At 67.5% G+C, this 20,204-nt stretch carries 18 protein-coding genes; 6 read left to right on the top strand and 12 right to left on the bottom strand.

Going from position 1 to position 20,204, the window contains the following annotated elements:
* Positions 1-17: 17 nt before the first annotated feature.
* Positions 18-947 carry a sugar kinase gene (locus tag P7D22_RS00620; RefSeq protein ID WP_319932255.1) on the top strand — a complete coding sequence of 310 codons (930 nt, stop codon included), beginning with the start codon at positions 18-20 and terminating at the stop codon, positions 945-947.
* On the opposite strand, the gene P7D22_RS00615 is transcribed toward P7D22_RS00620, so the two are convergent.
* From P7D22_RS00615 to P7D22_RS00595, 5 genes are read right to left on the bottom strand one after another with little or no spacing between them, the layout of a single operon-like run.
* A complete protein-coding gene (locus P7D22_RS00615; RefSeq protein ID WP_319932254.1) occupies positions 934-2,391 on the bottom strand; it encodes a M81 family metallopeptidase in 1,458 nt (485 codons plus the stop codon). The two genes, P7D22_RS00620 and P7D22_RS00615, sit on opposite strands and share 14 nt — an antisense overlap.
* Complete coding sequence (locus P7D22_RS00610; protein ID WP_319932253.1) at positions 2,388-4,298, bottom strand: beta-N-acetylhexosaminidase; 1,911 nt, start codon at positions 4,296-4,298, stop codon at positions 2,388-2,390. The genes P7D22_RS00615 and P7D22_RS00610 overlap by 4 nt, the downstream gene beginning before the upstream one ends.
* 8 nt (positions 4,299-4,306) lie before the next feature.
* Positions 4,307-5,086: an SDR family oxidoreductase gene (locus P7D22_RS00605; protein ID WP_319932252.1), complete on the bottom strand. Its 780-nt coding sequence runs from the start codon at positions 5,084-5,086 to the stop codon at positions 4,307-4,309.
* Positions 5,087-5,100: 14 nt separating this feature from the next.
* On the bottom strand, positions 5,101-5,964 hold the full coding sequence (locus tag P7D22_RS00600) for a MurR/RpiR family transcriptional regulator (RefSeq protein ID WP_319932251.1): 864 nt from the start codon (positions 5,962-5,964) through the stop codon (positions 5,101-5,103).
* A gap of 12 nt (positions 5,965-5,976) precedes the next feature.
* Positions 5,977-6,366 carry a RidA family protein gene (locus P7D22_RS00595; protein WP_319932250.1) on the bottom strand — a complete coding sequence of 130 codons (390 nt, stop codon included), beginning with the start codon at positions 6,364-6,366 and terminating at the stop codon, positions 5,977-5,979.
* Positions 6,367-6,476: 110 nt separating this feature from the next.
* Between P7D22_RS00595 and P7D22_RS00590 the strand changes: the two genes are divergently transcribed.
* The 3 genes from P7D22_RS00590 to P7D22_RS00580 are packed head-to-tail and all read left to right on the top strand — an operon-like array spanning position 6,477 to position 9,549.
* Positions 6,477-6,968 carry a hypothetical protein gene (locus P7D22_RS00590; protein ID WP_319932249.1) on the top strand — a complete coding sequence of 164 codons (492 nt, stop codon included), beginning with the start codon at positions 6,477-6,479 and terminating at the stop codon, positions 6,966-6,968.
* Positions 6,969-6,988: 20 nt separating this feature from the next.
* Entirely contained in the window at positions 6,989-8,458 is a 1,470-nt protein-coding gene (locus P7D22_RS00585) for a M81 family metallopeptidase (protein WP_319932248.1), read from the top strand.
* Positions 8,455-9,549, top strand: a complete 1,095-nt coding sequence (locus P7D22_RS00580; RefSeq protein WP_319932247.1) for a D-TA family PLP-dependent enzyme — start codon at positions 8,455-8,457, stop codon at positions 9,547-9,549. The genes P7D22_RS00585 and P7D22_RS00580 overlap by 4 nt, the downstream gene beginning before the upstream one ends.
* A gap of 7 nt (positions 9,550-9,556) precedes the next feature.
* On the opposite strand, the gene P7D22_RS00575 is transcribed toward P7D22_RS00580, so the two are convergent.
* From P7D22_RS00575 to P7D22_RS00550, 6 genes are all read right to left on the bottom strand, one after another.
* Positions 9,557-10,690 (bottom strand): ABC transporter ATP-binding protein, encoded by a 1,134-nt coding sequence (locus P7D22_RS00575; RefSeq protein ID WP_319932246.1) that lies wholly within the window; start codon positions 10,688-10,690, stop codon positions 9,557-9,559.
* A gap of 159 nt (positions 10,691-10,849) precedes the next feature.
* The gene (locus P7D22_RS00570; protein WP_319932245.1) at positions 10,850-12,073 is read right to left on the bottom strand and encodes an extracellular solute-binding protein; all 1,224 of its coding nucleotides are present in this window, start codon (positions 12,071-12,073) and stop codon (positions 10,850-10,852) included.
* 31 nt (positions 12,074-12,104) lie between these two features.
* Positions 12,105-12,959 (bottom strand): carbohydrate ABC transporter permease, encoded by an 855-nt coding sequence (locus tag P7D22_RS00565; RefSeq protein ID WP_319932244.1) that lies wholly within the window; start codon positions 12,957-12,959, stop codon positions 12,105-12,107.
* On the bottom strand, positions 12,956-13,840 hold the full coding sequence (locus P7D22_RS00560; protein ID WP_319932243.1) for a carbohydrate ABC transporter permease: 885 nt from the start codon (positions 13,838-13,840) through the stop codon (positions 12,956-12,958). The genes P7D22_RS00565 and P7D22_RS00560 overlap by 4 nt, the downstream gene beginning before the upstream one ends.
* A 17-nt stretch (positions 13,841-13,857) precedes the next feature.
* Complete coding sequence (locus P7D22_RS00555; RefSeq protein WP_319932242.1) at positions 13,858-15,015, bottom strand: Gfo/Idh/MocA family protein; 1,158 nt, start codon at positions 15,013-15,015, stop codon at positions 13,858-13,860.
* Between the two features lie 166 nt (positions 15,016-15,181).
* On the bottom strand, positions 15,182-15,907 hold the full coding sequence (locus tag P7D22_RS00550) for a copper homeostasis protein CutC (protein WP_319932241.1): 726 nt from the start codon (positions 15,905-15,907) through the stop codon (positions 15,182-15,184).
* Positions 15,908-16,019: 112 nt separating this feature from the next.
* On the opposite strand from P7D22_RS00550, the gene P7D22_RS00545 reads away from it, so the two are divergent.
* Together P7D22_RS00545 and P7D22_RS00540 are read left to right on the top strand one after the other, a co-directional pair.
* Positions 16,020-16,991, top strand: coding sequence for an ROK family protein (locus tag P7D22_RS00545; RefSeq protein WP_319932240.1), 972 nt, complete (start codon positions 16,020-16,022; stop codon positions 16,989-16,991).
* Positions 16,992-17,084: 93 nt separating this feature from the next.
* Entirely contained in the window at positions 17,085-17,333 is a 249-nt protein-coding gene (locus tag P7D22_RS00540; RefSeq protein ID WP_319932239.1) for a hypothetical protein, read from the top strand.
* A gap of 74 nt (positions 17,334-17,407) precedes the next feature.
* Here the strand turns inward: P7D22_RS00540 and ppc are convergent, their stop codons facing one another.
* Positions 17,408-20,191 carry a phosphoenolpyruvate carboxylase gene (gene ppc, locus P7D22_RS00535; RefSeq protein ID WP_319932238.1) on the bottom strand — a complete coding sequence of 928 codons (2,784 nt, stop codon included), beginning with the start codon at positions 20,189-20,191 and terminating at the stop codon, positions 17,408-17,410.
* Positions 20,192-20,204 lie beyond the last annotated feature (13 nt).

Below are 20,204 nucleotides of genomic sequence, written 5' to 3'. Positions count from 1 at the left end.
CCAAGAAGGAGGCCAGGGTGGTCGCACGGGTCGCATGCGCTGGCGAATGTATGGTGGAGCTGCGCGAGCAGCCGGACGGCAGCCTGATCCGGGGCTATGGCGGTGACACGTTGAACACCGCCGTTTATCTGGCCCGCCTCGGCGTACCGGTGGATTACGTCACGGCGCTCGGCGACGATGCCTGGAGCGACGAGATGGTGGCGGGCTGGCAGGCCGAAGGCGTCAACACCGGCCACGTTCACCGGCTGCCCGGTCGGTTGCCGGGGCTCTACATCATCCAGACCGATGCGACGGGCGAGCGGCGGTTCTCCTACTGGCGCGACAGTGCCGCCGCCCGGCATGTGTTCGATCACGCCGATCTCGAAGCGCTGAGCGGCTTCGACGTTCTCTACGTTTCCGGCATCACGCTATCGATCTTCGATCGCGCAGCGCGGGAAACCCTGCTGGCGACGTTGCGCCGATTGCGTCAGAGGGGCGGTCGGGTGGTGTTCGACACCAATTTCCGTCCACGCGGTTGGCCCGATCGCGATGTCGCACGAAGCCTTTACGAACAGGTCTTCACCTTGTCCGACATGGTGTTCGCCTCGGCCGAGGACTTGGTTCAGCTGTTCGGTCCTGATGGCGACGCCGCGTTGCTGCGCCATGCCGACACCGTCGAGATCATCCTGAAGGCCGAGCAGCCGTCCTGCCGGGTGCTGCATGGCGGGATTGTCGTGACGGTCGCGGCCGAGCCGGTGGCCAAGGTCGTCGATACCACGGCGGCCGGCGACAGCTTCGCGGCCGCTTATCTGGCAGCCCGCCTGCGGGGCGCCGAACCCATCGAGGCGGCGCGCGCCGGGCATGCCCTGGCCGGACTGGTGGTCGGCCATTCCGGTGCCGTGATCCCACGGAGCGCCATGGCGTCGCTGATGCAGGCGAACCGGGACGGAGCCGTCAGCGCGCCTTGATGCGATCGGCCCAGCGCTTCGACAGGCGCGGCTCCGGGGCATAGGCGAAGCCGTCCTGGAACGGGAAGGTCGGCCGCAAGCGCCGACGGTTGGCGAGGCGGGGAATGTCCTGGTTCACGACGCCTTCGGTCAGCGCCATGAGATTGGGATTGGCCAGTGGCGCCAGTTCCGGCGACAGGTAGCCCGATTTGACGACCAGAAGCCGCACGGCAGCCGGATCGAGGCCGAGCGCCTGAAAATCGGACATATTGTGATACGGGCGGCGTCGGGACGACAACACCACCGTGATGTCGTGGTCGGCCAGCCGCACTACGGCCTGCCGGTCGGCAAGGTCGAGGCGAAGCACGTCCGCCTCGCCCGAAACCTGGATGCCGGCCGGATCGAGCGAAGCGCCGATGGTCAGCCTGAGCCGCGCCCCCGTGCCTGCCGCAATGCAAGCCGCGACGGCGGAGCGGTCGACGATGCCGGCCAGCAAGGCGCCGTGCTGGCGGCGAGCCATCAGGGCCGCCAACACATCGGCGCGGTCGCCCACGCCGCCCCCGGTCGGGTTGTCGCCGGAATCGGCCAGGATCACAGGGTGCGTCGTGGCAGCCGCGGCGATGTCCAGCATGGCATCGAGCGAGCCGGTTTTGGGGCCGAAGCGGAACGCGCGGCGTGCGTCCCAATAGCCTTGCGCGATGCCGGCCGCGATCCGGCTGGCTTCCGTCGGGTCGGTGCCGGTCACCAGGGCCGCCGCGGTGGCCCGCGGCTGGTCGGCCCACACATAGCCGACCAGGAGGTTGGCGTCGCAAACACCCGGCAAGCGGTCGAGCTCGGCCAAGCCACCGTAAAGGCCGCGCGCGGGCTCGTCTTCTGTCGAGGTGCGTTCGCCCGGCAACAGCACCGGGATCGGTGCCCAGGCCAGACCCGGTCGAATCGCGTCGCGCAACGTCGCCAGGAGCAGAACCCAGGCCCGCAGCGCCGTGTCCCGCACGTCGATGTGCGGGGCTGTGCGATAGGCGGCCAGAATGTCGAGCCCATCGACGATGGTCTGACTGAGGTTGCCGTGCAGGTCGTAGCTTGCCGCCATCCAGCAGGCCGGCCCGACACAGGCGCGGGCCGCGCCGATCCAGTCGGCTTCGGCGTCGTCGAGCCCTTCCACCGTCACGGCACCGTGCGTGGCGAGGAAAAGGCCATCGAGCGGCAGGGTCGCCCGCAATCGGTCGAGAAACTCCGCCTTGAAGGCCTCATAGGTGGCGCGCGACACCGGGCCGCCCGGCACGGCGCGGGCATAGAAGGTCGGCAGCAGCGCGACATCGGGAGCGGCGAGGCTGCCGAGCGCCTCGGTGGCGAACATCTCGGGGCCGCGCAGTACGCGAAAGTCACCCTCGGTCATCACCACCGGCGAGGCGGTGCTGCATTCCGTATGCAGGCCGCCGAGCGCCACGCGGTAGCGCGGGCTCATAGGCGGGGAGCCAGCGGCGCGATGGCGGCGAAGCGCGGCCAGTCCTTGCCGGCGCTGGGGGTCCAGGCCGCTTCCGCCACCGCTGGCAGGCGGGGGAACACCAGCCGGTTGAAATAGGCCCGGGAGGTGAAATGCTCCGACCAGATGCAGGCCTGCACGCCTTTCAGATGCACCTGAAGCTCTTCGGGGAACTCACCCGCCGCCTCGTAGCCGTAGGAATGGGCGGGCGGCACCGTGCCGGCCCAGCTGGCGCCCGGCTCCTGCCACGCCTCGTCCTGCACCATGTCGAGGTAATAGGCTTGGCCGGGCGTCATCACCACGTCGTAGCCGCGCCGCGCCAGATCGATGCCGACCTCCGGGGTTTCCCAGGCCATCAACAGGGTGCCCTCGGGCGCGACGCCGCCGCCATGCGCGACCTCGTTCCAGCCCACCATCACCTTGCCGCGGCGCGTCAGCATCGCCTTGACGCGCCGCAGGAGATGCGCCTGCAGCTCGAAGGTGCCGGCGAGCCCTTCGCGTTGCATCAGGGCCTTGGCTTGTGGCGAGCCCAGCCAGGCGTCGCGGGCCACCTCGTCGCCGCCGACATGCAGGTAGGGCGACGGGAACAACGCCACCAGCTCGTCGAAGACGGCTTCGAGAAACGTGTAGGTCAACGGCAGCGCGGGGTTCAGGGCGTTGTTGGCGAAGCCTTGCACCGACAGGTAGCTGTTCGGCGCCTCGGCCCGATCGACGAGGTCGGGCAGGGCCACCAGGGTCGCGGCATTATGGCCAGGGATGTCGATCTCCGGCACCACCTCGATGCCGAGCGACGCCGCATGGGCCACCACGGCGCGGACGTCGCGCTGGCTATAATGCCCCTCGGTCGGGACCGCGCCGCCGCCGAGTTGTGGCGTCAACGGCGCATCGGGCCCCCGCCGCACCCCGGTGCTGGTCAGCTCCGGAAAGGCCTTGATCTCGATCCGCCACGCCTCGTCGTCCGTGAGGTGCCAGTGGAAGATGTTCAGCTTGTACCAGGCCAGGATGTCGATCAGGCGGGTGACGTCGGCCACGGGATAGAACTGCCGCGACACGTCGAGGTGGCAGCCGCGCCATGCGTGGCGCGGCGCGTCGACGATGTTGCCCGCGTCGGGAAAGGCAAAGCGGCCGGGCTCCCGCCGCGCGCCGAGCAGCAGCTGCGCCAGCGTCACCAGGGCATGCCGCCGCCCCGCCTCGCCGGCCGCCACGACGACTTCGTCGACGGAGAACCGGATCGCATAGCTCTCCGGGGTGGCCTCATGGGCCGGCTCGAAGCGCAGCGGACGACCTTGGGGGTCTGCCACGAGGCTGAAGGGCGCGTGGTCGGTCGGGAACAGGCGGGCGTGCAACCGCATGGCCGTGTCGACCGACGCCACCGTGTCGCGATCACACTCCGGCGCAGGAAACAGCGTCACCGGGCAGGACTCGCCGGGACGGGCGTCGATCTGCATCGGCCAAGGGATGAGGGCGAAAGGCTGGGCGGGCGCGTCGGTCGGCAGCAGGCGCGGGGGCGGCGCGCTCGGCTGGCCTTCGAGGAGCAGGTCCGAGACGGCGGCCTCGATGTGGGTGCCGTCCCCGAGCGTCACATAGGCGGATTTCGCCCCGTCGGTGCAGTGCCGGGCTTTGCGCTGTAGGCCGCCGACCGTGAACCGCCACGTGGCTCCGGGCGCCAGAGACAAGCCCTCAGGCGGTGCGACCTGGTGAAAGCTGGCATCCCGGGCAACGAGGCTGGCGTTCCCGATGGCGGCCGGATCGACCATCCGGGTTAGCGTCGTATAGGCGAGGCGGAACCCCGTGACGGCCTCGGCGCCAAGGTTCAGCAAGGTGAAGGCGAAGGTGCCGTTGCCGGCGTCCGGCTGCCACACGGTTTCGAGACGGAAGGCATGCGGCATGGCGGCTCTCATCGATAGCTGTCGGATTGCGAAAAGGTGCCGGCGACCTCGCCCTGGCCGGCCGTCAGGCCACAATCGACCGGCAGGCAGACGCCCGTGATGGCCGCAGCCTGCGGGCTGGCCAGGAACGCGACGGCGGCCGCCACATCCTCCGGCTCGACGATACGACCGAGCGGGTACCAGCGCGCCGCCTCGGCGAACACCGCCGGGTTGCCGGCCGCGCGGGCGTTCCAGGCCTGGGTCCGCACCGTGCCGGGCGCCACCGCATTGGCCCGGATGCCGCTGCGGCCGTATTCGACGGCGATCAGCCGCGTCAGGTGCAGCAGGCCGGCCTTTGCGGCGCTGTAGGCCGGGTGGCCGAATACCGCCATGCCGTTGACCGACGCGACATTGACGACCGATCCCTTGGCGGCCGCGAGATGCGGCTCGGCGGCGCGGAAGCACAGGTAGGCCGCCTCGAGGTTGAGAGCCACGTCTTGCCGCCAGATGGCCGGCGTCGTGTCGCGCAGGCTGACGGCGCGGGCCGCGCCGGCGTTGTTGACGAGCGTCCGCACGCTGCCGATCGCGGCCGCTGCCGCCACCATGGCGGCCACGCTGGACTCGTCCGTCACATCGGCCGCATGGGCCACATAATGGCCGGTGTCACCGAGCGTCGCGGCGGCGGTCTCGACCGCGGCGGCGTCGATGTCGGCCATCAGCACGATGTCGTGGTCGGCCGCGAGGCGGCGCGACAGGGCGCGGCCGATGTCGCCGGCGGCTCCGGTCACGATGGCGACGGTCTGGGTCATGCGGGCTCCGATCCCTAGTCGCCGAGCGGTTGGCGGTCGTCGCCATCCCGGTGGACGACGAGCTGTTGCTTGATGCGCCGCAGGGTGGCGGTGGCCTGCGGCTGCATGCGGGTGGCGATCAGGCTCGCCAGGATGTCGACCGCCACCAGATAGGCGACCCGCGTCGCGGTGGGGCGGTAGATGTTGGGTGCCTCGGCAAGGTCGATCGGGATGGTCACGTCGGCCGCCGCGGCGACGGGGCTGGCGCTCTGTGTCAGCGCCACCGTGGCGGTTCCCTGCTGCCGGGCCAGCGAAAAGGCGCGAGCGAGTTCGGCGTTGCGCCCCGACAACGACGAGCCGATCAGCACGTCGCCGGGTCGCGCCGCAGCCGCCATCATCAGTTGCAGCGCATGGTCGGCGCTGGCCGTGATGCGCAGGCCCAGGCGGAACAGCCGGTTTTGCAGCTCGCCGGCGATCATCGACGAATTGCCGCCCGACCCGAAGGCATAGATCATCTCGGCCCCGGCCAGCAGATCGGCGGCCCGCTCGATGGCCGGCAGATCGAGCGCACGGTGCATGAGGAACAGCGCGTTCTGGGCCTGCTCGACCACATCCTTGGCAATGTCGCCGGCAGCGTGGCTTTGCGGCTCGGGCCGCAGATAGCGGATCCCCACATAAGCCGTGCGCGCGAGCTGCACCTTGAAGTCCGAATAAGAGTCGCAGCCCATGCGCCGGCAGAAGCGCGTCACCGTCGGCGGCGATACGCCGGCCCGCTCGGCCAAGCCCGTGATGGAAGCGTTCACGGCGAATTCGTAGTCGTTGACCAGGATGTCGGCGATGCGGCCCTCGGAGGCCGACAGGCGGGTCCGCTCGTCCTGCAGCATCGAGAACAGGTCCATGACGCTTCCGGTCTAGCCCTGGGGGTCCTTATAGGCCACGCAGTCGATCTCGACCTTGCAATCGACCATCATGGCCGACTGCACGCAGGCACGCGCCGGCGGATGGGCGCCGAAATAGCTCTGGTAGATGCTGTTGAAGCTCCAGAAATCGCGCGGATCGTCGAGCCAGACACCGACCCGGACCACATGCTCGACGCCGTATCCGGCCTCGTCCAGGATCGCCAGCAGGTTGGCGATGGCCTTGTGGGTTTGGGCCACGATGGTGCCCTCGATGATCTCGCCATTTTCCATGGCGACCTGTCCCGACACGTGCAGCCAGCCCGCCGCCTCGACGGCGCGCGCGAAGGGCAGGGGCTTGCCGCCCGCGCCAGCCTGCACGGTGCCATAGCGTTTGATCGTCATCACCATTCCGAAAATTATTTTCGTGATCGATTGACAGGGGACCATGATCTCCGGATTTTCGCCAGAGCAAAACCACGTCCGTGAAAATATTTTCAACAATGGTCGAAGTCATGCGCGATCCGTTCCGTAACCCCTTCCCGATCGACGACGCGCCACGCCACGCCATCTGGACCATGTTGGTCGAGCGCGACATCGACGCGTTCCTGAACGCCGACTGGAGCCTGGTCGAGGCGGATTTCGTCGCCGAAGGCTTCCTCGGCATCGACGCGGGCCGCGACACCAACCCGGACCGCTGGCGCCTCGGCTTCCCGACGCTGGCCGCCTACCGGGACGAATGGCTGCGGCAGGCGCAGGATTTCCAAGGACAGCGCTTCGCTGAAGACCCGCGCGCCGCGATCTTCTCCACCACGACGCTCGAGTCGATCGACATCGACGGCGACGCAGCCCTGGTGCGCAAGAAGTTCGACGGTGGTTTGAAGAAGGCCGACGGCAACTACGACGTGATGAAGTGGCAGACGCTGTATTATTGCCGCCGCCAGGACGGACGCTGGAAGATCGCCGGCTTCACGGGCTACCTGCCCAATCCCATGGGCGTGGCCTGAGCCGGCAGGGCGCAACTCCGATGCGCGTCTTCACGGCCGCCCTGGCGACGGAAACCAACACATTTTCGCCGATCTGCATCGATCGGCGTGCCTTCGAGGCGTCGCTTTATGCCCCGCCCGGCCAGCATCCCGCAACCCCGACGCTCTGCACGGCGCCGCTGACGGTCGGGCGTCGCGTCGCGGCCGAACGCGGCTGGACGCTGATCGAGGGGACCGCTGCCTGGGCCGACCCGGCAGGATTGTTGAATCGCGAGGCCTATGAAAGCCTGCGCGACGAGATCCTCGATCAACTCCGGGCCGCCCTGCCGGTCGATGCCATCGTGATGGGCCTGCATGGTGCCATGGTGGCGGACGGGACCGAGGACACGGAAGGCGACCTGCTGGCCCGCATGCGGGACCTCGTGGGACCGGGCGTGCCGATCTTCGCGGAACTCGACCCGCATAGCCATTTGACGGCCAAACGGGTGACGGCCGCGACCGCGCTGGTGTTCTTCAAGGAGTTCCCGCACACCGATTTCGTCGACCGGGCCGAGGACCTGTGGCGCATCGCAGTCGACACGCTTGAAGGGCGTGTCGACCCGGTGATGTCGGTCTTCGATTGCCGGATGATCGACGTCTACCCTACCTCGCGCGAACCGATGCGCGGCATCGTGGACGGGCTGATGCGCCGCGAACAAGCCGACGCCGATATCCTGTCGCTGTCGATCGTGCACGGGTTCATGGCGGGCGACGTGCCCGAAATGGGCACCAAGGTGCTGGCCGTGACGAATGCCCGGCCCGACAAGGGCGCGGCCATGGCGCGGGAGATCGGCCTCGAACTCTTCGCCCGGCGCGGCACCTTCATCATGCCGCAGATCGGGCCCGACGAAGCCGTGGCGGAGGCGCTCGCGGCGCCACGCGGGCCGGTGGTGATCGCCGATGTGTGGGACAACCCCGGCGGCGGCACCGCCGGTGACGCAACGGTGTTGCTGGCGACGCTGCTGGCCCAGGGCGCCCGTGATGCGGTCATCGGCACGATCTGGGACCCGATGGCGGTGCAGATCTGCATGGCGGCCGGCGAGGGCGCCAGCATTCCGCTGCGGTTCGGCGCCAAGTCGGCGCCCGGCACCGGCCAGCCGATCGATGCGCGGGTCGAGATCGTGCGGCTTGTCCGTGACGCCCATATGCGGTTCGGCGACAGCGCGGTGCCGTTCGGCGACGCCGCCCATATCCGCTTCGACGGCCTCGACGTGATCCTCAACTCGACGCGCGCCCAGGGCTTCGACCCGAGCCTCTTCACGGCGCTCGGCATCGATCCGCTGGCCAAGAAGATCCTGGTGGTCAAATCCACCAACCACTTCCATGCCGCCTTTTCGCCGATCGCCGCCGCCATCCTGTATTGCTCGGCCGGCACGCCTTATCCCAACAATCCGGCCGAAACAGCCTACCGACGCGCGCCCCGCACCCTCTGGCCAATGGTGCCGGCGCCGCATGGAGCCTCGATCCCATGAGCGATGACGATGCGCTGCCCAGACCCGGCGATCCGCTCAGCAGCGTCTCGACGCCGCGCCCGGTTATCGACGAGGACCGGCTCACGGCCAATATCGCCCGCGTCCAGACCTACATGGACCGCGTCGGCCTTGCGTTCCGACCGCACATCAAGACCCACAAGATCCCGGCCGTGGCACGGGCCCAGGTGGCGGCGGGCGCCACCGGCATCAACTGCCAGAAGATCAGCGAGGCGGAGGTTTTCGCCGATGCCGGATTCGACGACATCCTGATCACCTTCAACATCCTCGGTGCGGCCAAGCTCGACCAGTTGGCGGCGCTGCATGGCCGCATCGGCGGCCTGAAGGTCGTGGCCGACAGCGCCGTGACGGTGGACGGGCTCGCGGCCCGCTTCGAGGCTGGCCGGCCGCTGCCGGTGCTGGTCGAGTGCGACACGGGCGCCGGACGCTGCGGCGTGCAGACGCCCGAGGCGGCGGTGGCGCTCGCGGCCCGCATCCATGCCGCCCCGGGGCTCAACTTCGCCGGGCTGCTCACCTATCCGAAGCCCGGCGGCGCGCGCGACACCGAGGCGTTTCTGGCCGCCACGCTGGCGCGTCTCGAGGGGAACGGGATCGCCTGCCCGATCCGCAGCAATGCCGGCACGCCGAGTTTGTTCGACGCGCACTTGGTGCCCTCCGCCACCGAACATCGCGCCGGCACCTATGCGTATAACGACCGGGCCATGGTGCAGGCCGGCCATTGCGGGGCGGACGATTGCGCCATGCACATCCTGGCGACCGTGGTGTCACGGCCGACACCCGATCGCGCCGTGATCGACGCGGGGTCGAAGGCCATCACGTCCGACCTGCTGGGCCTCGAGGGTTATGGCGCGGTCGAGGGCTACCCCGGTGCCGTGATCCGCAGTCTGTCGGAAGAACACGGCACCCTCGATCTTTCGGCCTGCGAGGGTCCGCGGCCCGCCATCGGCGAGCAGCTACGCATCGTGCCGAACCACACCTGCGTGGTGTCGAACCTGTTCGACCACATGGTGTTCCACCGCAACGGCGTCGTCACCCGGGTCGAGGCCGTCGCGGCCCGCGGGCGCGTCTGGTAGGACGGCCTCAGGCCGCCACGGCAGGTCGCAGCAGGCCCGCGTCCATCTGCGACAGGTCGATGCTCCGCTCATAGGCACGGCCCACGGCATCGAACAGGTGGCAGTCGGTGACCCGCACCCCGGCCAGCATGGGCTCGTCCACCCGCACGCCCGCCATGCCGGGCAAGAGGGCGCAGAAGCCGTCGCCAGCCTCCGTCGACGCATAGGCGACCGTCTGCGGTCCGAGCCGCTCGATCACGGTGGGCTTCAGCGAAAGCGCAAGGTCGGCCGGCCCGATCTGGACGTGATCGGGCCGGATGCCGAGCGTCAGCGCCGTTCCGGGTTCGGTCGGTCGCGCCGCGACCGGCAGGGTGACGCGCTGGCCGCGATAATCGACCGTCATGCCGGCACCGTCACTCGCCACAGCCGTGACAGGGAGCAGGTTCATCCTCGGATTGCCGATGAAGGTGGCGACGAACAGGTCGGCCGGCTTGTGGTAAAGCTCGAGCGGCGCCCCGACCTGAGCGATGACGCCGCCGTTCAGCACCACGATGCGATCGGCCATCGTCATCGCCTCGATCTGGTCGTGGGTGACGTAGATCATCGTGGCGGCGAGTTGCTTGTGCAGTCGCGCCAGCTCGATCCGCATGTCGGCCCGGAGCGCGGCGTCGAGGTTCGACAGGGGTTCGTCGAAAAGGAAGATCTTAGGATGCCGCACGATGGCGCGGCCAATGGCGACACGCTGCCGCTGGCCGCCCGACAGCTGGCCGGGCCTCTGCTGAAGGCGTGATTCGAGGTGCAGCACGCGTGCCGCCTGTTCGACCTGGCTCTTGATCTTGTCTTCCGGCAGCTTCTCGACCCGTAGCGGGAAGGCGATGTTCTCGAAGACGCTCATGTGCGGGTAGAGCGCATAAGATTGAAACACCATGGCGATGCCGCGCTTCACCGGTGGCAGGTCGTTGACGCGCTGGCCGTCGATGTGGATGTCGCCCGCCGTGATCTCCTCGAGGCCGGCGATCATACGCAGCAGGGTGCTCTTCCCGCAGCCGGAAGGTCCGACGAAGACCATGAATTCGCCGTCGCGAACCTCGAGGTTGACGCCCTTGATGATTTCGAGGGGCGCGTAGGATTTGCGAACGGCACTGAGCGTGAGTTGACCCAAAGGGCTGTCTCCAGGTTACGGGTCAAACGATAAGCCCCATCCCGGAGGAAGCGGAGCGACGATCCGGAACCGGGGCGCCACGGCCACGGGGGTCGGTGCACACCGGTTCCGGGTTCGGCTGCGCCGCGCCCGGGAATGAGGGATCGTGGTTTGGGCGGCCTACTTATATTGCTCGACGTCGGCCGCGGTCTTCTTCAACGCGTCGGCCGGGGTGGCCTTGACGGTCACCACCGCCTGGACCATGTCGATCATGGCGTTCTGGAAGCCCTTGTAGTCGGTGAAGAGGGGCTCCGGGCCGCCGAACTTGATGCCGTCGAGGAACGGCTTCCAGGCCGGGTGGTCGGCCACGAACTTGTCGACCGTCGGCGACGGGCGCAACGGCACGAGACCGTCGTCGCCTTCGAGCTCGTATTCTTCCTGACGGGCCGGGGCCGTGAGGAACTTGGCGAACTCGATCGCCTTCGGCTCGACGCCCGAACCCTTGAACACCGCGAGGCTGTCGGTGATCAGCAACGTGCCGGGGCCCTTGGCATCCGGCCCGAGCGGCAGGTTGGCGACGCCCCAATGCAGCTTTGTGCCTTCGAGCCGCTTGATGGCGCCGGTGCTGTTCTCGATCATGCCGAGCTTGCCGTCGAGGAAGATGGCCCGCACCTCGTTCTGCTCATAGGCGGTCGGACCTTCTTCCGCATAAGGGACGAGGTCCTTGATCGTCGTCAGCGCCGCCAAGTTCTGCGGGCTGTCGAGCACCACCTTGCCGGAGGCATCCTCGATCTGCCCGTTGTTGGTGAACACGTAATGCAGGAACTGGTGCATCGTGTTGTCGAAGGTCTTGGCCGGCAGACCGTAGCCCGCGATGCCGGTCTTCTCCTTGATGGCCTTGGCGTCGGCGATCTCCTCGGCCCAGGTGGTCGGCGGCTTCTCGGGGTCGAGGCCGGCCTGTTTGAACAGGTCCTTGTTCCAGAACAGGGCCTTGGTCGAGAAGGCGATCGGCACGCCCCATTGCTTGCCGTCGAAGGTGATCGTGTCGATGATGTGGGGCTGGTAGCTGGCCTTTTCGGCATCGGTCATCGGGATCGGCACGATCAGCTCGTCGCGGGCGAATTGCTTGAGGGTACGGGACCCCACATAGGCGAGCGCCACCGGGTTGCCTGCGGCGGCCAGCGTGGTGGCTTTGTCCTGGCATTGTTCCCAGCCGACGAGCTCGGGCGCCACCTTGGCGTCGGCGTTGGCGGAGTTCCAGGCGTCGAACGCCTTCTTGTGCACCGGGTTGATGGCGTCGCCGCAGTAGATGAAGCTGATGTCCTTGGCGAAGGCCGCCGGGGACAAGGCCGTCGAGGCCAACAAGGCCAACGAACCGGCCAGTACCGAACCACGCAATGTCATGGAAACCCCTCTGAACGAGAAACGTGCGTTCCTACTTCACGGCGCCGGCCGTCAGCCCGGCGACGAGATAGCGTTGCAACAGGAAGATGAGGACCAGGGCCGGGGCGATGCCGACGAAGCTCGCGGCCATCAGCTCGTTCCACACCACTTCCTGTTTGCCGAAATAAGCGAAGAGCCCCACCGAAAGCGGCATGTATTCCGTCTTCGAGTTGAAGGTCAGCGCATAGATGAATTGCTGCGCATAGGCCGTGATGAAGGCGTTGATGGCCACCACGATGATGCCCGGCATGGCGAGCGGCAGGATCACCCGCCGGAACGTGTAGAAATACCCCGCGCCGTCCACATAGGCGGCTTCCTCGAGTTCGCGCGGGATGCGCAGCATGTAGGTGCGCAGCAGCCAGATCGCGGTGGGGATCAGGAAGGCGGCGCCCGGCACGATCATGGCGAAGTAGGTGTTCAGCAGGCCGAGGCCGCGCATCAGCCGGTACAGCGGGATCAACAGAACGGCGCCGGAGAACATGTTGACGGCCAGAAACATGCCGAGCAACGGCCCGCGGCCCCGGAAGGTGAAGCGCGCGAACGCATAGGCGGCCGGCACCACCAGGATCAGCGTCATGGCCGTCGCCGCGAACGAGATCAGGAACGAGTTCAGGATGTACCAGCCGATCTCCGGCACGCTGGTCCACATGGTGCGGTAGGCCGTGAAGGAGCCGTTGGCGGGCCAGAACCGGTAGGGCGAGGAAAACAATAGGCTGAGCGGCTTCAGCGACACCAGGAAGCCTTCGACGAAGGGCGCCAGCAGGAAGATCAAGAACACCGCCGCGCCGGCGTAAAGCCCTAGCATCTCGTACCAGCGATAGCGTTTGATCAGGGCGCCCTGGCTCATCGGGCCTGCTCCGCGCCAATCCGGCTCGTGACCTTGAAATAAAGGTAGCAGAACCCCGACAGGAACAAGCAGATCAGCACCGCCCGCGCGGCGCCCTCGCCGTATTTGTAGGAGCCGATCGCGGTTCGGTAGGTGTCGATGATCATCGTGGTGGTGGAGCCGGAGGGGCCGCCCTTGGTCAAAATCCAGATGATGTCGAAGGAATTGAAGGTCGAGATCAGCGAGATCATCGAGATGGTGATGATCGAGGGCACCAGCAGCGGCAGGGTAATGCGGCGGAACCGGTAGAGGCGGCCGGCCCCGTCGGTCCAGGCCGCCTCGTACAGGTCTTCCGGGATCGCCTGCATGGCGGCCAGCAGATAGAGCGTGACGAGCGGCACGCCGATCCAGACATCCGTGACGATGGTGGCCCAGAAAGCGCTGCTCCCGTAGGCCAGGAACGCCACAGGGCCGCTGGTGATGCCAAAGTTCTGCAACTCGCCCGAGATCATCCCGAACTGGCCGTTGTACATCCAGCCCCACATGAAGATGCCGATCGCCATCGGCACGATCCAGGGTGGCATCGTCAGGATGCGGAACAGCGCCCGCCCCGGGATGGCGGCGTTGAGCAGCACCGCGCCGCCGGTGCCGACGATCATCTTCAGCAGCACCGAGAAGAAGGTCCAGACAAAGGTGCGGACGATGACGGCCGCGAAAGTCTCGTTGAAGATCTTGGCGTAGTTGAACCAGCCCACCCAGTTAGTGGTGCGCTTCAGCGAGGCGTCCGTGAAGGACAGGATGCCGGTGTCGACCAGCGGATAGGCGACGATCACCCCGATATACAGAATGGCAGGCGCCAGCAGGGCCCAGGCGAAGATCGTGGTGCTGCGCTGGTTGAACATGGTGCGCGCGGCGCCTGCTAGGCGGCCCGGCCAAGAAGCGCTTCGTCGAAGCGATCCCAGACCGGTCGGAGGTCGACCACGGTGCGACTGATGCGGGCCTCGTCCATGGCGAGGGCCAGGATGCCAGCTTCGAGCGCGTTGAGGGTGGATACCGGCAGCGGCATTGCCCGTGTCAGGTTGGCCAGGATGTCGGCCGCCATCTGCTCGTCGGCCCCATAATGCTGCGACAACGCCGTCTCGGTGTAGCGCGTATCCACCGCCATCTCGCCCGTGAGCGCCCGATGAACCTGCAGGCTCCCACGGACGAAGTCGCCTTCCGCCATGCCCCTCGTGCCGATGACGCTGAAGCGGCGGTATTCGTCCGGCACGTTGAGGTTCGTGTGGAAGTTCATGCCGACACCATTGGCATATTCGACGATGGCCACCTGATAGTCGATGATGTCGCCGTCCGAGTCGAAGACTTTGTCGCTGCCCATCCAGCCGCTCGGCTTCTTGTGGAAAACCGTGAGGTCGTTGATGCCCTCGCGTGCCGGATCGTTGTTCGGCACGAAGGTCTTGCGGCCGCCGAAACTCGCCACGCGCTCGGGCCGGGCGCCCACGACGCCGTTGTAGAGGTCGAGGTCGTGGCAGCATTTTTCCAGCATGAAGCTGCCTGACCAGCGCGCGTAGCGACGCCAGTCCCGCATGAAGAAGGCGCCATGGTAGGGCGCGATGTGTTCGGACGCTTCGATCGACACCACGTCGCCGAGCAGACCCTCGGCCTGGGCCGATCGTAGGTCACGATAGAGCGGCGAATAGCGCAGCACGAGGCCGACGATCAGCCGCTCGGCTCCGAAGCGCGCCATCAGGGCTGCAAGCTCCAGGCTTTGGGCCACGGTGGTGACGACGGGCTTCTCGCAAAACACCGTCAGGCCCGCTTCGAGCCCGGCCCGGATGTGGTCGAGGTGCATGTGGTTGGGCGAGCCCACCATCAGCAGATCGAGCGGCTCGGTGGCAATCAGTTCGGCCGGCGTGGCATAGGCGACCCCGGTGGCGATGCCGTGCTGGTCGAGTTCGGCCTTGCCGGCCGGGGCCGGATCGACGGTGCCGACGATGCGGAAACCCGGGTCGATCGTCGAAAAGACGCGGCCCAGGTAGCCCAGTCGAAACCCCAAGCCGATGATCCCGACCTTCACGACCGCTCCATCCCCGCGAAATTCATTTTCGCAGAATGCGGCCGACTATGGGCACCGTCAATCCTTCGGCAAGGCCCGTCCCGCGCAATGAAAAGAATTTTCATGCTTGCCGTTTAGGCAGGGGCGATCCCGGTGCCCAGCGCGGGAGCAGCGGACCGGACACACGTCACGCGATGGCGACCCGCAACGCGGCCACGATGCTGGCGTCCGTGGCGAACAGGGTGGGGGGGCAGAAGCCCCAGCGGACGAGGTCGGCGTCCTGAATCACCGCGGTTTTGGCGGACGCATGCACCTCGCCGACCCCGGTCTCTTGCAGCAGCGCACCGACGGTGGCCGGGGTCACGCCGCCGCCGGCCATGATCGTGATGCGCGATCCGGCGCGCGCCACCAGGGCTGCGAGGCGGTCGCGCCCCGCGGCTGCGTCGGTGGCGCCACCGGAGGTGAGGATGCGTTCGAAGCCAAGCTCGATCGCGGCGTCCAACGCCACGTCGAGGTCGGGCGTCAGGTCGAAGGCGCGGTGCAGCGTGCGGCCGAGGCCCGCGGCGGCTCGGCACAGCGTTCCCAGTGTATCGATGTCGACGCTACGGTCGGCGCGGGAAGCGCCCAGCACCACGCCGGCAAGGCCCGCCTGCCGGGCGGCCGCGATGTCGCCCAGCATCACCGCGATATCCGCCGTGCCGTAGATGAAGTCACCGGCGCGCGGGCGGATCATCGCATAAACGGGGATCGGCGCCGCGCGGGCGGACGCCATGAGGCCAGGGCTCGGCGTCAACCCGCCCACCCCGAGGTCGGCGCAAAGCTCGATCCGGTCGGCGCCGCCGCGGATGGCGGCTGCCAGCCCCTCGGCGGTATCGACGCAGATTTCCAGGCGTGTGGGGGCGCGTGAGGGCATGCCGGCTCGGTTGGCTGATTTCGCGGGACGGTGATGGGGCGCTTGACAGGTACGCCCTGCGGCCCCCTGTGCGAGCCGCAACGCACCTCGTCCCTACCGCCTTCGCCAAGCCATGACCAGCAGCCCTGAAATCAACACCTCAGCCACCCATCCGCCGCGTGGCATCTGCGCCGATGTCGGCGGGTCGTTCATCAAATCCGTCGTGCTCGGCGCGACCGGCGTGGCGGCTGCGCCACAACGGCGACCGACGCCGGCAGGCGATTGGAACGCGTTCAGGGTTGCCCTGCAGAGCCTTTGCGCCGATCTCCCAGGCGACGCCCCCTTGGCGCTGTCGATCGCCGGCATCGTCGATCCCGAAAGCGGCATGGCGCTCAGTGCCAACGTGCCGTGCATCACCGGGCGACGGCTTGGCGCAGAATTGAGCCAGGACCTCGGACGCGCCGTGCTGGTGGCCAACGATGCCGATTGCATGGTGCTGGCCGAGGCGATGCGCGGCGCCGCCACGGGGCACCGGGTGGTGTTCGGCATCGTGCTGGGTTCGGGCGTCGGCGGCGGCCTCGTGGTGGACGGTCGCATCGTCGAGGGCGCGGGCGGCATCGCGGGCGAATGGGGCCATGGCCCGATCCTTGGGGCGACGCAATTCGGCGATGTCGTGATCCCTCCGCTCGCCTGCGGCTGTGGCCAGTCCGGTTGTCTCGACACCCTCGGTGGCGCCGTCGGCCTGGAGCGGCTGCACCGGTTGCTGCATGGCATTAAGTGCGACAGCCGAACCATCTGCGCGGCCTGGAGTCAGGGCGAGCCCCAGGCTGGCGCCACGATCGCGGCCTGGCTCGATCTCCTTGCGGGGCCGCTCGCCATGGTGGTCAACGCCACCGGAGCCGGCATCGTGCCGGTGTCGGGCGGCCTCGGCAATGATCCCGCGCTGATCGAGGCGCTCGACCACGCAGTGCGCCGCCGCATCCTAAGACGCAGCCGCGAGCCCCTGGTGGTGCCCTCCCGGTTCGGAGATGCGGCCGGGCTCGAGGGCGCGGCGGAAGTGTTGAACACCTATCGACAAGCGGTTCGCCCGCACGCGAAAGGGTGATTGCAACTGCACTGGCGGTGGCGCCATTCCGCGCCACCATTCAAGGCGGATCAAGCGAAGGCTGCCCGAGGCGGCACGAAAGGGTGACATTCCATGAACGACACCAGCGCATTCGGTATCGGTGAAGAACGTGACCTCGACATCGCGGCCGGGCAGGAAACCAACATCCGTGCCGGCAGCGAGGTCAGCCGCCTGAAGATGACCTTCGCGGACGGCGCGGAGGTGGAGCTGACGATCGGCCCGAACGAGGTGATCCGCATCAAGCGCGGCACCGGGCCGGTCCGCATCCAATTCGAGGAAGCCGGTGCCAGCGTGCACGACCCGCTGCGTTCGGCTGTGTAACGGACGGTCGCCACCGCCGCCGTAGTCGGCCGTTCGATCGGGCAAGGTGGCAGCCCACCGCGCCCGAACGGGTTCTAACCTGTGTTGCGAAGGCCTGCCGCGACGCCGTTGATCGAGATCAGGATGCCGCGCTGGATCTTCTCCTCGGTCTGACCGGCGCGCCAACGGCGGATTAGGTCGACCTGCAGGTGGTTCAGCGGCGTGATATAGGGGAACCGATGGGCGATCGAGCGGGCCAGGCTGGGGTTTTCGGCCAGCCTTTCGGTCGATTCCGTGATGGCGTCGATCGCCTCGACGGTGCTGTTCCATTCACCTTCGATGGCCTCGAAGATGCGGCGAGCCAGGGCGCGATCCGGCACCAGCTCTGAATAGCGACGCGCCACCGAGCGGTCCGCCTTGGCCAGCACCATGTCCATGTTGGACAACAAGGTGCGGAAGAACGGCCATTCGGCATGCATACGCCGCAACAAGGCAAGCCCGTCGGGCGTCGCCTCGAGAAAGCGCGACACCGCAGAACCGAAGCCGAACCAGCCCGGCAGGGTAACGCGGCTCTGCCCCCAGGAGAAGCTCCATGGGATGGCGCGCAGGTCCTCGATCTTGCGGTTGGCCTTTCGGGATGCCGGCCGCGAGCCGATGTTGAGGTCGGCGATTTCAGAGATCGGCGTGGCGGCGAAGAAGTAATCCGTGAAGCCCGGCATGTCGTAGACCACCGACCGGTAAGCCGCCATGCTGTCGGCCGACAAGGTCGCGGCCGCTTGTAAAAAGGCGTCGGGCGGTACCTCCTTGCCTGACAGGAAGGTGGCTTCGAGGCTTGCGGCCATCAAGGTCTCGAGGTTGCGGCGGCCGATGTCGGCGTTGGCGTATTTGCTCGAGATGACCTCGCCTTGCTCAGTCAAGCGGATCTGCCCGTTCACGGTGCCGGGCGGCTGGGCCAGAATCGCCTGGTAGCTCGGGCCGCCACCGCGGCCGACGACGCCGCCCCGGCCATGGAACAGCCGCAAGGTGACGTCGGGCAGCGTATCGAAAAAGCGCATCAGCGCGGTCGAGCCGCGGTAAAGCTCCCATGAGCTCGTGAAGAAGCCGCCATCCTTGTTGCTGTCGGAATAGCCCAGCATGATGTCCTGCTGGGCGCCCGAACGCCCGACGAGACCCCGGATGCCTGGCAAGGCGTAGAACGCCCGCATGATGGGTTCGGCGTTGCGCAGGTCGGCGATGGTCTCGAACAGCGGCGACACGATCAGTTCCGCCCGGCTGTCCGCGGCCGTGTCCGACACCGTGCCCCGCAGCAGGCCGAATTCCTTTTGGAGCAGCAGCACTTCGAGCAGGTCGCTGACCGTCTCGGTATGGCTGATGATGTAGTGCCGGATCGTGTCAGGGCCGAAGGCGTGACGTAGCTCGCGCGCCTTGATGAAAATGTCGAACTCGCCCTGTGCCTTTTCGGAATAGGTCGCGAAGGGCAGTCGCAGCGGACGGGCGTCGCCGAGCACCCGCAGCAGCAGGGCCTGCTTGGAGGCCTCGTCGAGCCCCGAATAATCGGGCTCGACACCCGAAACGCTGAACAGCTCAGCCAGGGATTCCTCGTGCCGGTCCGAACTCTGCCGCAGATCGACCGTGGCCAGATGGAAGCCGAACACCTCCACGGCGCGGATCAGAGGCCGCAGACGCAGATCCGCCAAGGCACCGCCATGGTGAGCCGCGAGGGACGCTTCCAGCACCCGCAGGTCGGCGATCATCTCGCCAGGAGAACTATACGGCTCGAGCGTTCCGCCGCGCACATGCAGGGCCGCCGCTCCGGTCAGTGCCGTGAGGGTGGCGGCGAGCCGGCCGTGGATGCCGCGGGCGGCCCGGCGATAGGGCTCGTCGTCCCGGTGGGCACTCGAATCCTGCGAGGCCATCGCGAGGGCGTCCACCTCCGGGGTGCAGCCGACCAGCATGCGGGACACCGACAATTCGGCACCGAGGTTGTGCAACTCCCCGAGATAATAGGTGAGGGCGGTTTCGCATTGGCGGCGCACCGCGATCGTCAGCGTCTCGGCATCGACATTGGGATTGCCGTCGCGGTCGCCGCCGATCCAATTGCCCATGCGGAAGAAGGGCGCCACCGGCTCGCCGAGCAGGTGCTCCAGTTCGGCATAAAGGCGTGGGATCTCACGCAGGAATGTGGTCCGGTAATAGCTGAGGGCGTTTTCGATCTCGTCGCGGACCGTCAGCTTGCGATAGCGCAGCAGGCGGGTCTGCCACAGTTGCATGATGCGCGTGCGGAGTTGGCTCTCGTTCAGGGCCCGCTCCCGGGCGTTGAACAGCCCGTCTCGCGCAGCCAGCAATTCCGCGACAGCGAGCTCGGCGTCGAGGAGGCTTTTGCGTTGCACTTCGGTCGGGTGGGCGGTCAGCACCGGCGACACCCAGGCGTCCTGCAGGGCCGCGGCGATCTCCTGCTTGCCGATGCCGGCCTCGGAAAAGCGGCGAAACGCCTGAGCCAAGCTGCCGGGCTGCAGCGCTCCGCCGTCGGGATTCTCACGCTCGTGGTGGGCGCGACGCCGGACGTGGTGCCGGTCTTCCGCGATGTTGGTGAGGTGCGAGAAATAGGTGAAGGCCCGCACGACCGACACGGCCTGAGAGGGCGTCAGACCCCGAAGCAGCAATTCGAGCGCATGGCCGGCGGCTTCATCGGAATTGCGCTGATGGGCGACGCTCAACCGCCTGATCGACTCGACGAGATCGAAGGCTGCGGCCCCCTCCTGCTCTCGGATGATGTCGCCCAACATAGTGCCGAGCAGGCGAATGTCGTCAATCAGCGGCTGCGTCTTGCTGTCCAGACCGGGTGCGGGAGCTGAGTTCGACGAAACGACCGCGTCCATGATCCACCTGCAA

The sequence above is a fragment of the Lichenihabitans sp. Uapishka_5 genome, assembly GCF_033947565.1.
GTDB lineage: Bacteria > Pseudomonadota > Alphaproteobacteria > Rhizobiales > Beijerinckiaceae > Lichenihabitans.
This window is presented reverse-complemented; position numbering and strand designations above follow the sequence as displayed.

Excerpts from the sequence above, each read along its gene's own strand:
- P7D22_RS00550 (WP_319932241.1), bottom strand. The coding sequence starts at position 15,907 with ATGCCCTCACGCGCCCCCACACGCCTGGAAATCTGCGTCGATACCGCC.
- P7D22_RS00600 (WP_319932251.1), bottom strand. The coding sequence starts at position 5,964 with ATGGACCTGTTCTCGATGCTGCAGGACGAGCGGACCCGCCTGTCGGCC.
- P7D22_RS00605 (WP_319932252.1), bottom strand. The coding sequence starts at position 5,086 with ATGACCCAGACCGTCGCCATCGTGACCGGAGCCGCCGGCGACATCGGC.
- P7D22_RS00615 (WP_319932254.1), bottom strand. The coding sequence starts at position 2,391 with ATGAGCCCGCGCTACCGCGTGGCGCTCGGCGGCCTGCATACGGAATGC.
- ppc (WP_319932238.1), bottom strand. The coding sequence starts at position 20,191 with ATGGACGCGGTCGTTTCGTCGAACTCAGCTCCCGCACCCGGTCTGGAC.
- P7D22_RS00590 (WP_319932249.1), top strand. The coding sequence starts at position 6,477 with ATGCGCGATCCGTTCCGTAACCCCTTCCCGATCGACGACGCGCCACGC.
- P7D22_RS00570 (WP_319932245.1), bottom strand. The coding sequence starts at position 12,073 with ATGACATTGCGTGGTTCGGTACTGGCCGGTTCGTTGGCCTTGTTGGCC.
- P7D22_RS00560 (WP_319932243.1), bottom strand. The coding sequence starts at position 13,840 with ATGTTCAACCAGCGCAGCACCACGATCTTCGCCTGGGCCCTGCTGGCG.
- P7D22_RS00580 (WP_319932247.1), top strand. The coding sequence starts at position 8,455 with ATGAGCGATGACGATGCGCTGCCCAGACCCGGCGATCCGCTCAGCAGC.
- P7D22_RS00610 (WP_319932253.1), bottom strand. The coding sequence starts at position 4,298 with ATGCCGCATGCCTTCCGTCTCGAAACCGTGTGGCAGCCGGACGCCGGC.
- P7D22_RS00545 (WP_319932240.1), top strand. The coding sequence starts at position 16,020 with ATGACCAGCAGCCCTGAAATCAACACCTCAGCCACCCATCCGCCGCGT.
- P7D22_RS00595 (WP_319932250.1), bottom strand. The coding sequence starts at position 6,366 with ATGACGATCAAACGCTATGGCACCGTGCAGGCTGGCGCGGGCGGCAAG.
- P7D22_RS00585 (WP_319932248.1), top strand. The coding sequence starts at position 6,989 with ATGCGCGTCTTCACGGCCGCCCTGGCGACGGAAACCAACACATTTTCG.
- P7D22_RS00565 (WP_319932244.1), bottom strand. The coding sequence starts at position 12,959 with ATGAGCCAGGGCGCCCTGATCAAACGCTATCGCTGGTACGAGATGCTA.
- P7D22_RS00540 (WP_319932239.1), top strand. The coding sequence starts at position 17,085 with ATGAACGACACCAGCGCATTCGGTATCGGTGAAGAACGTGACCTCGAC.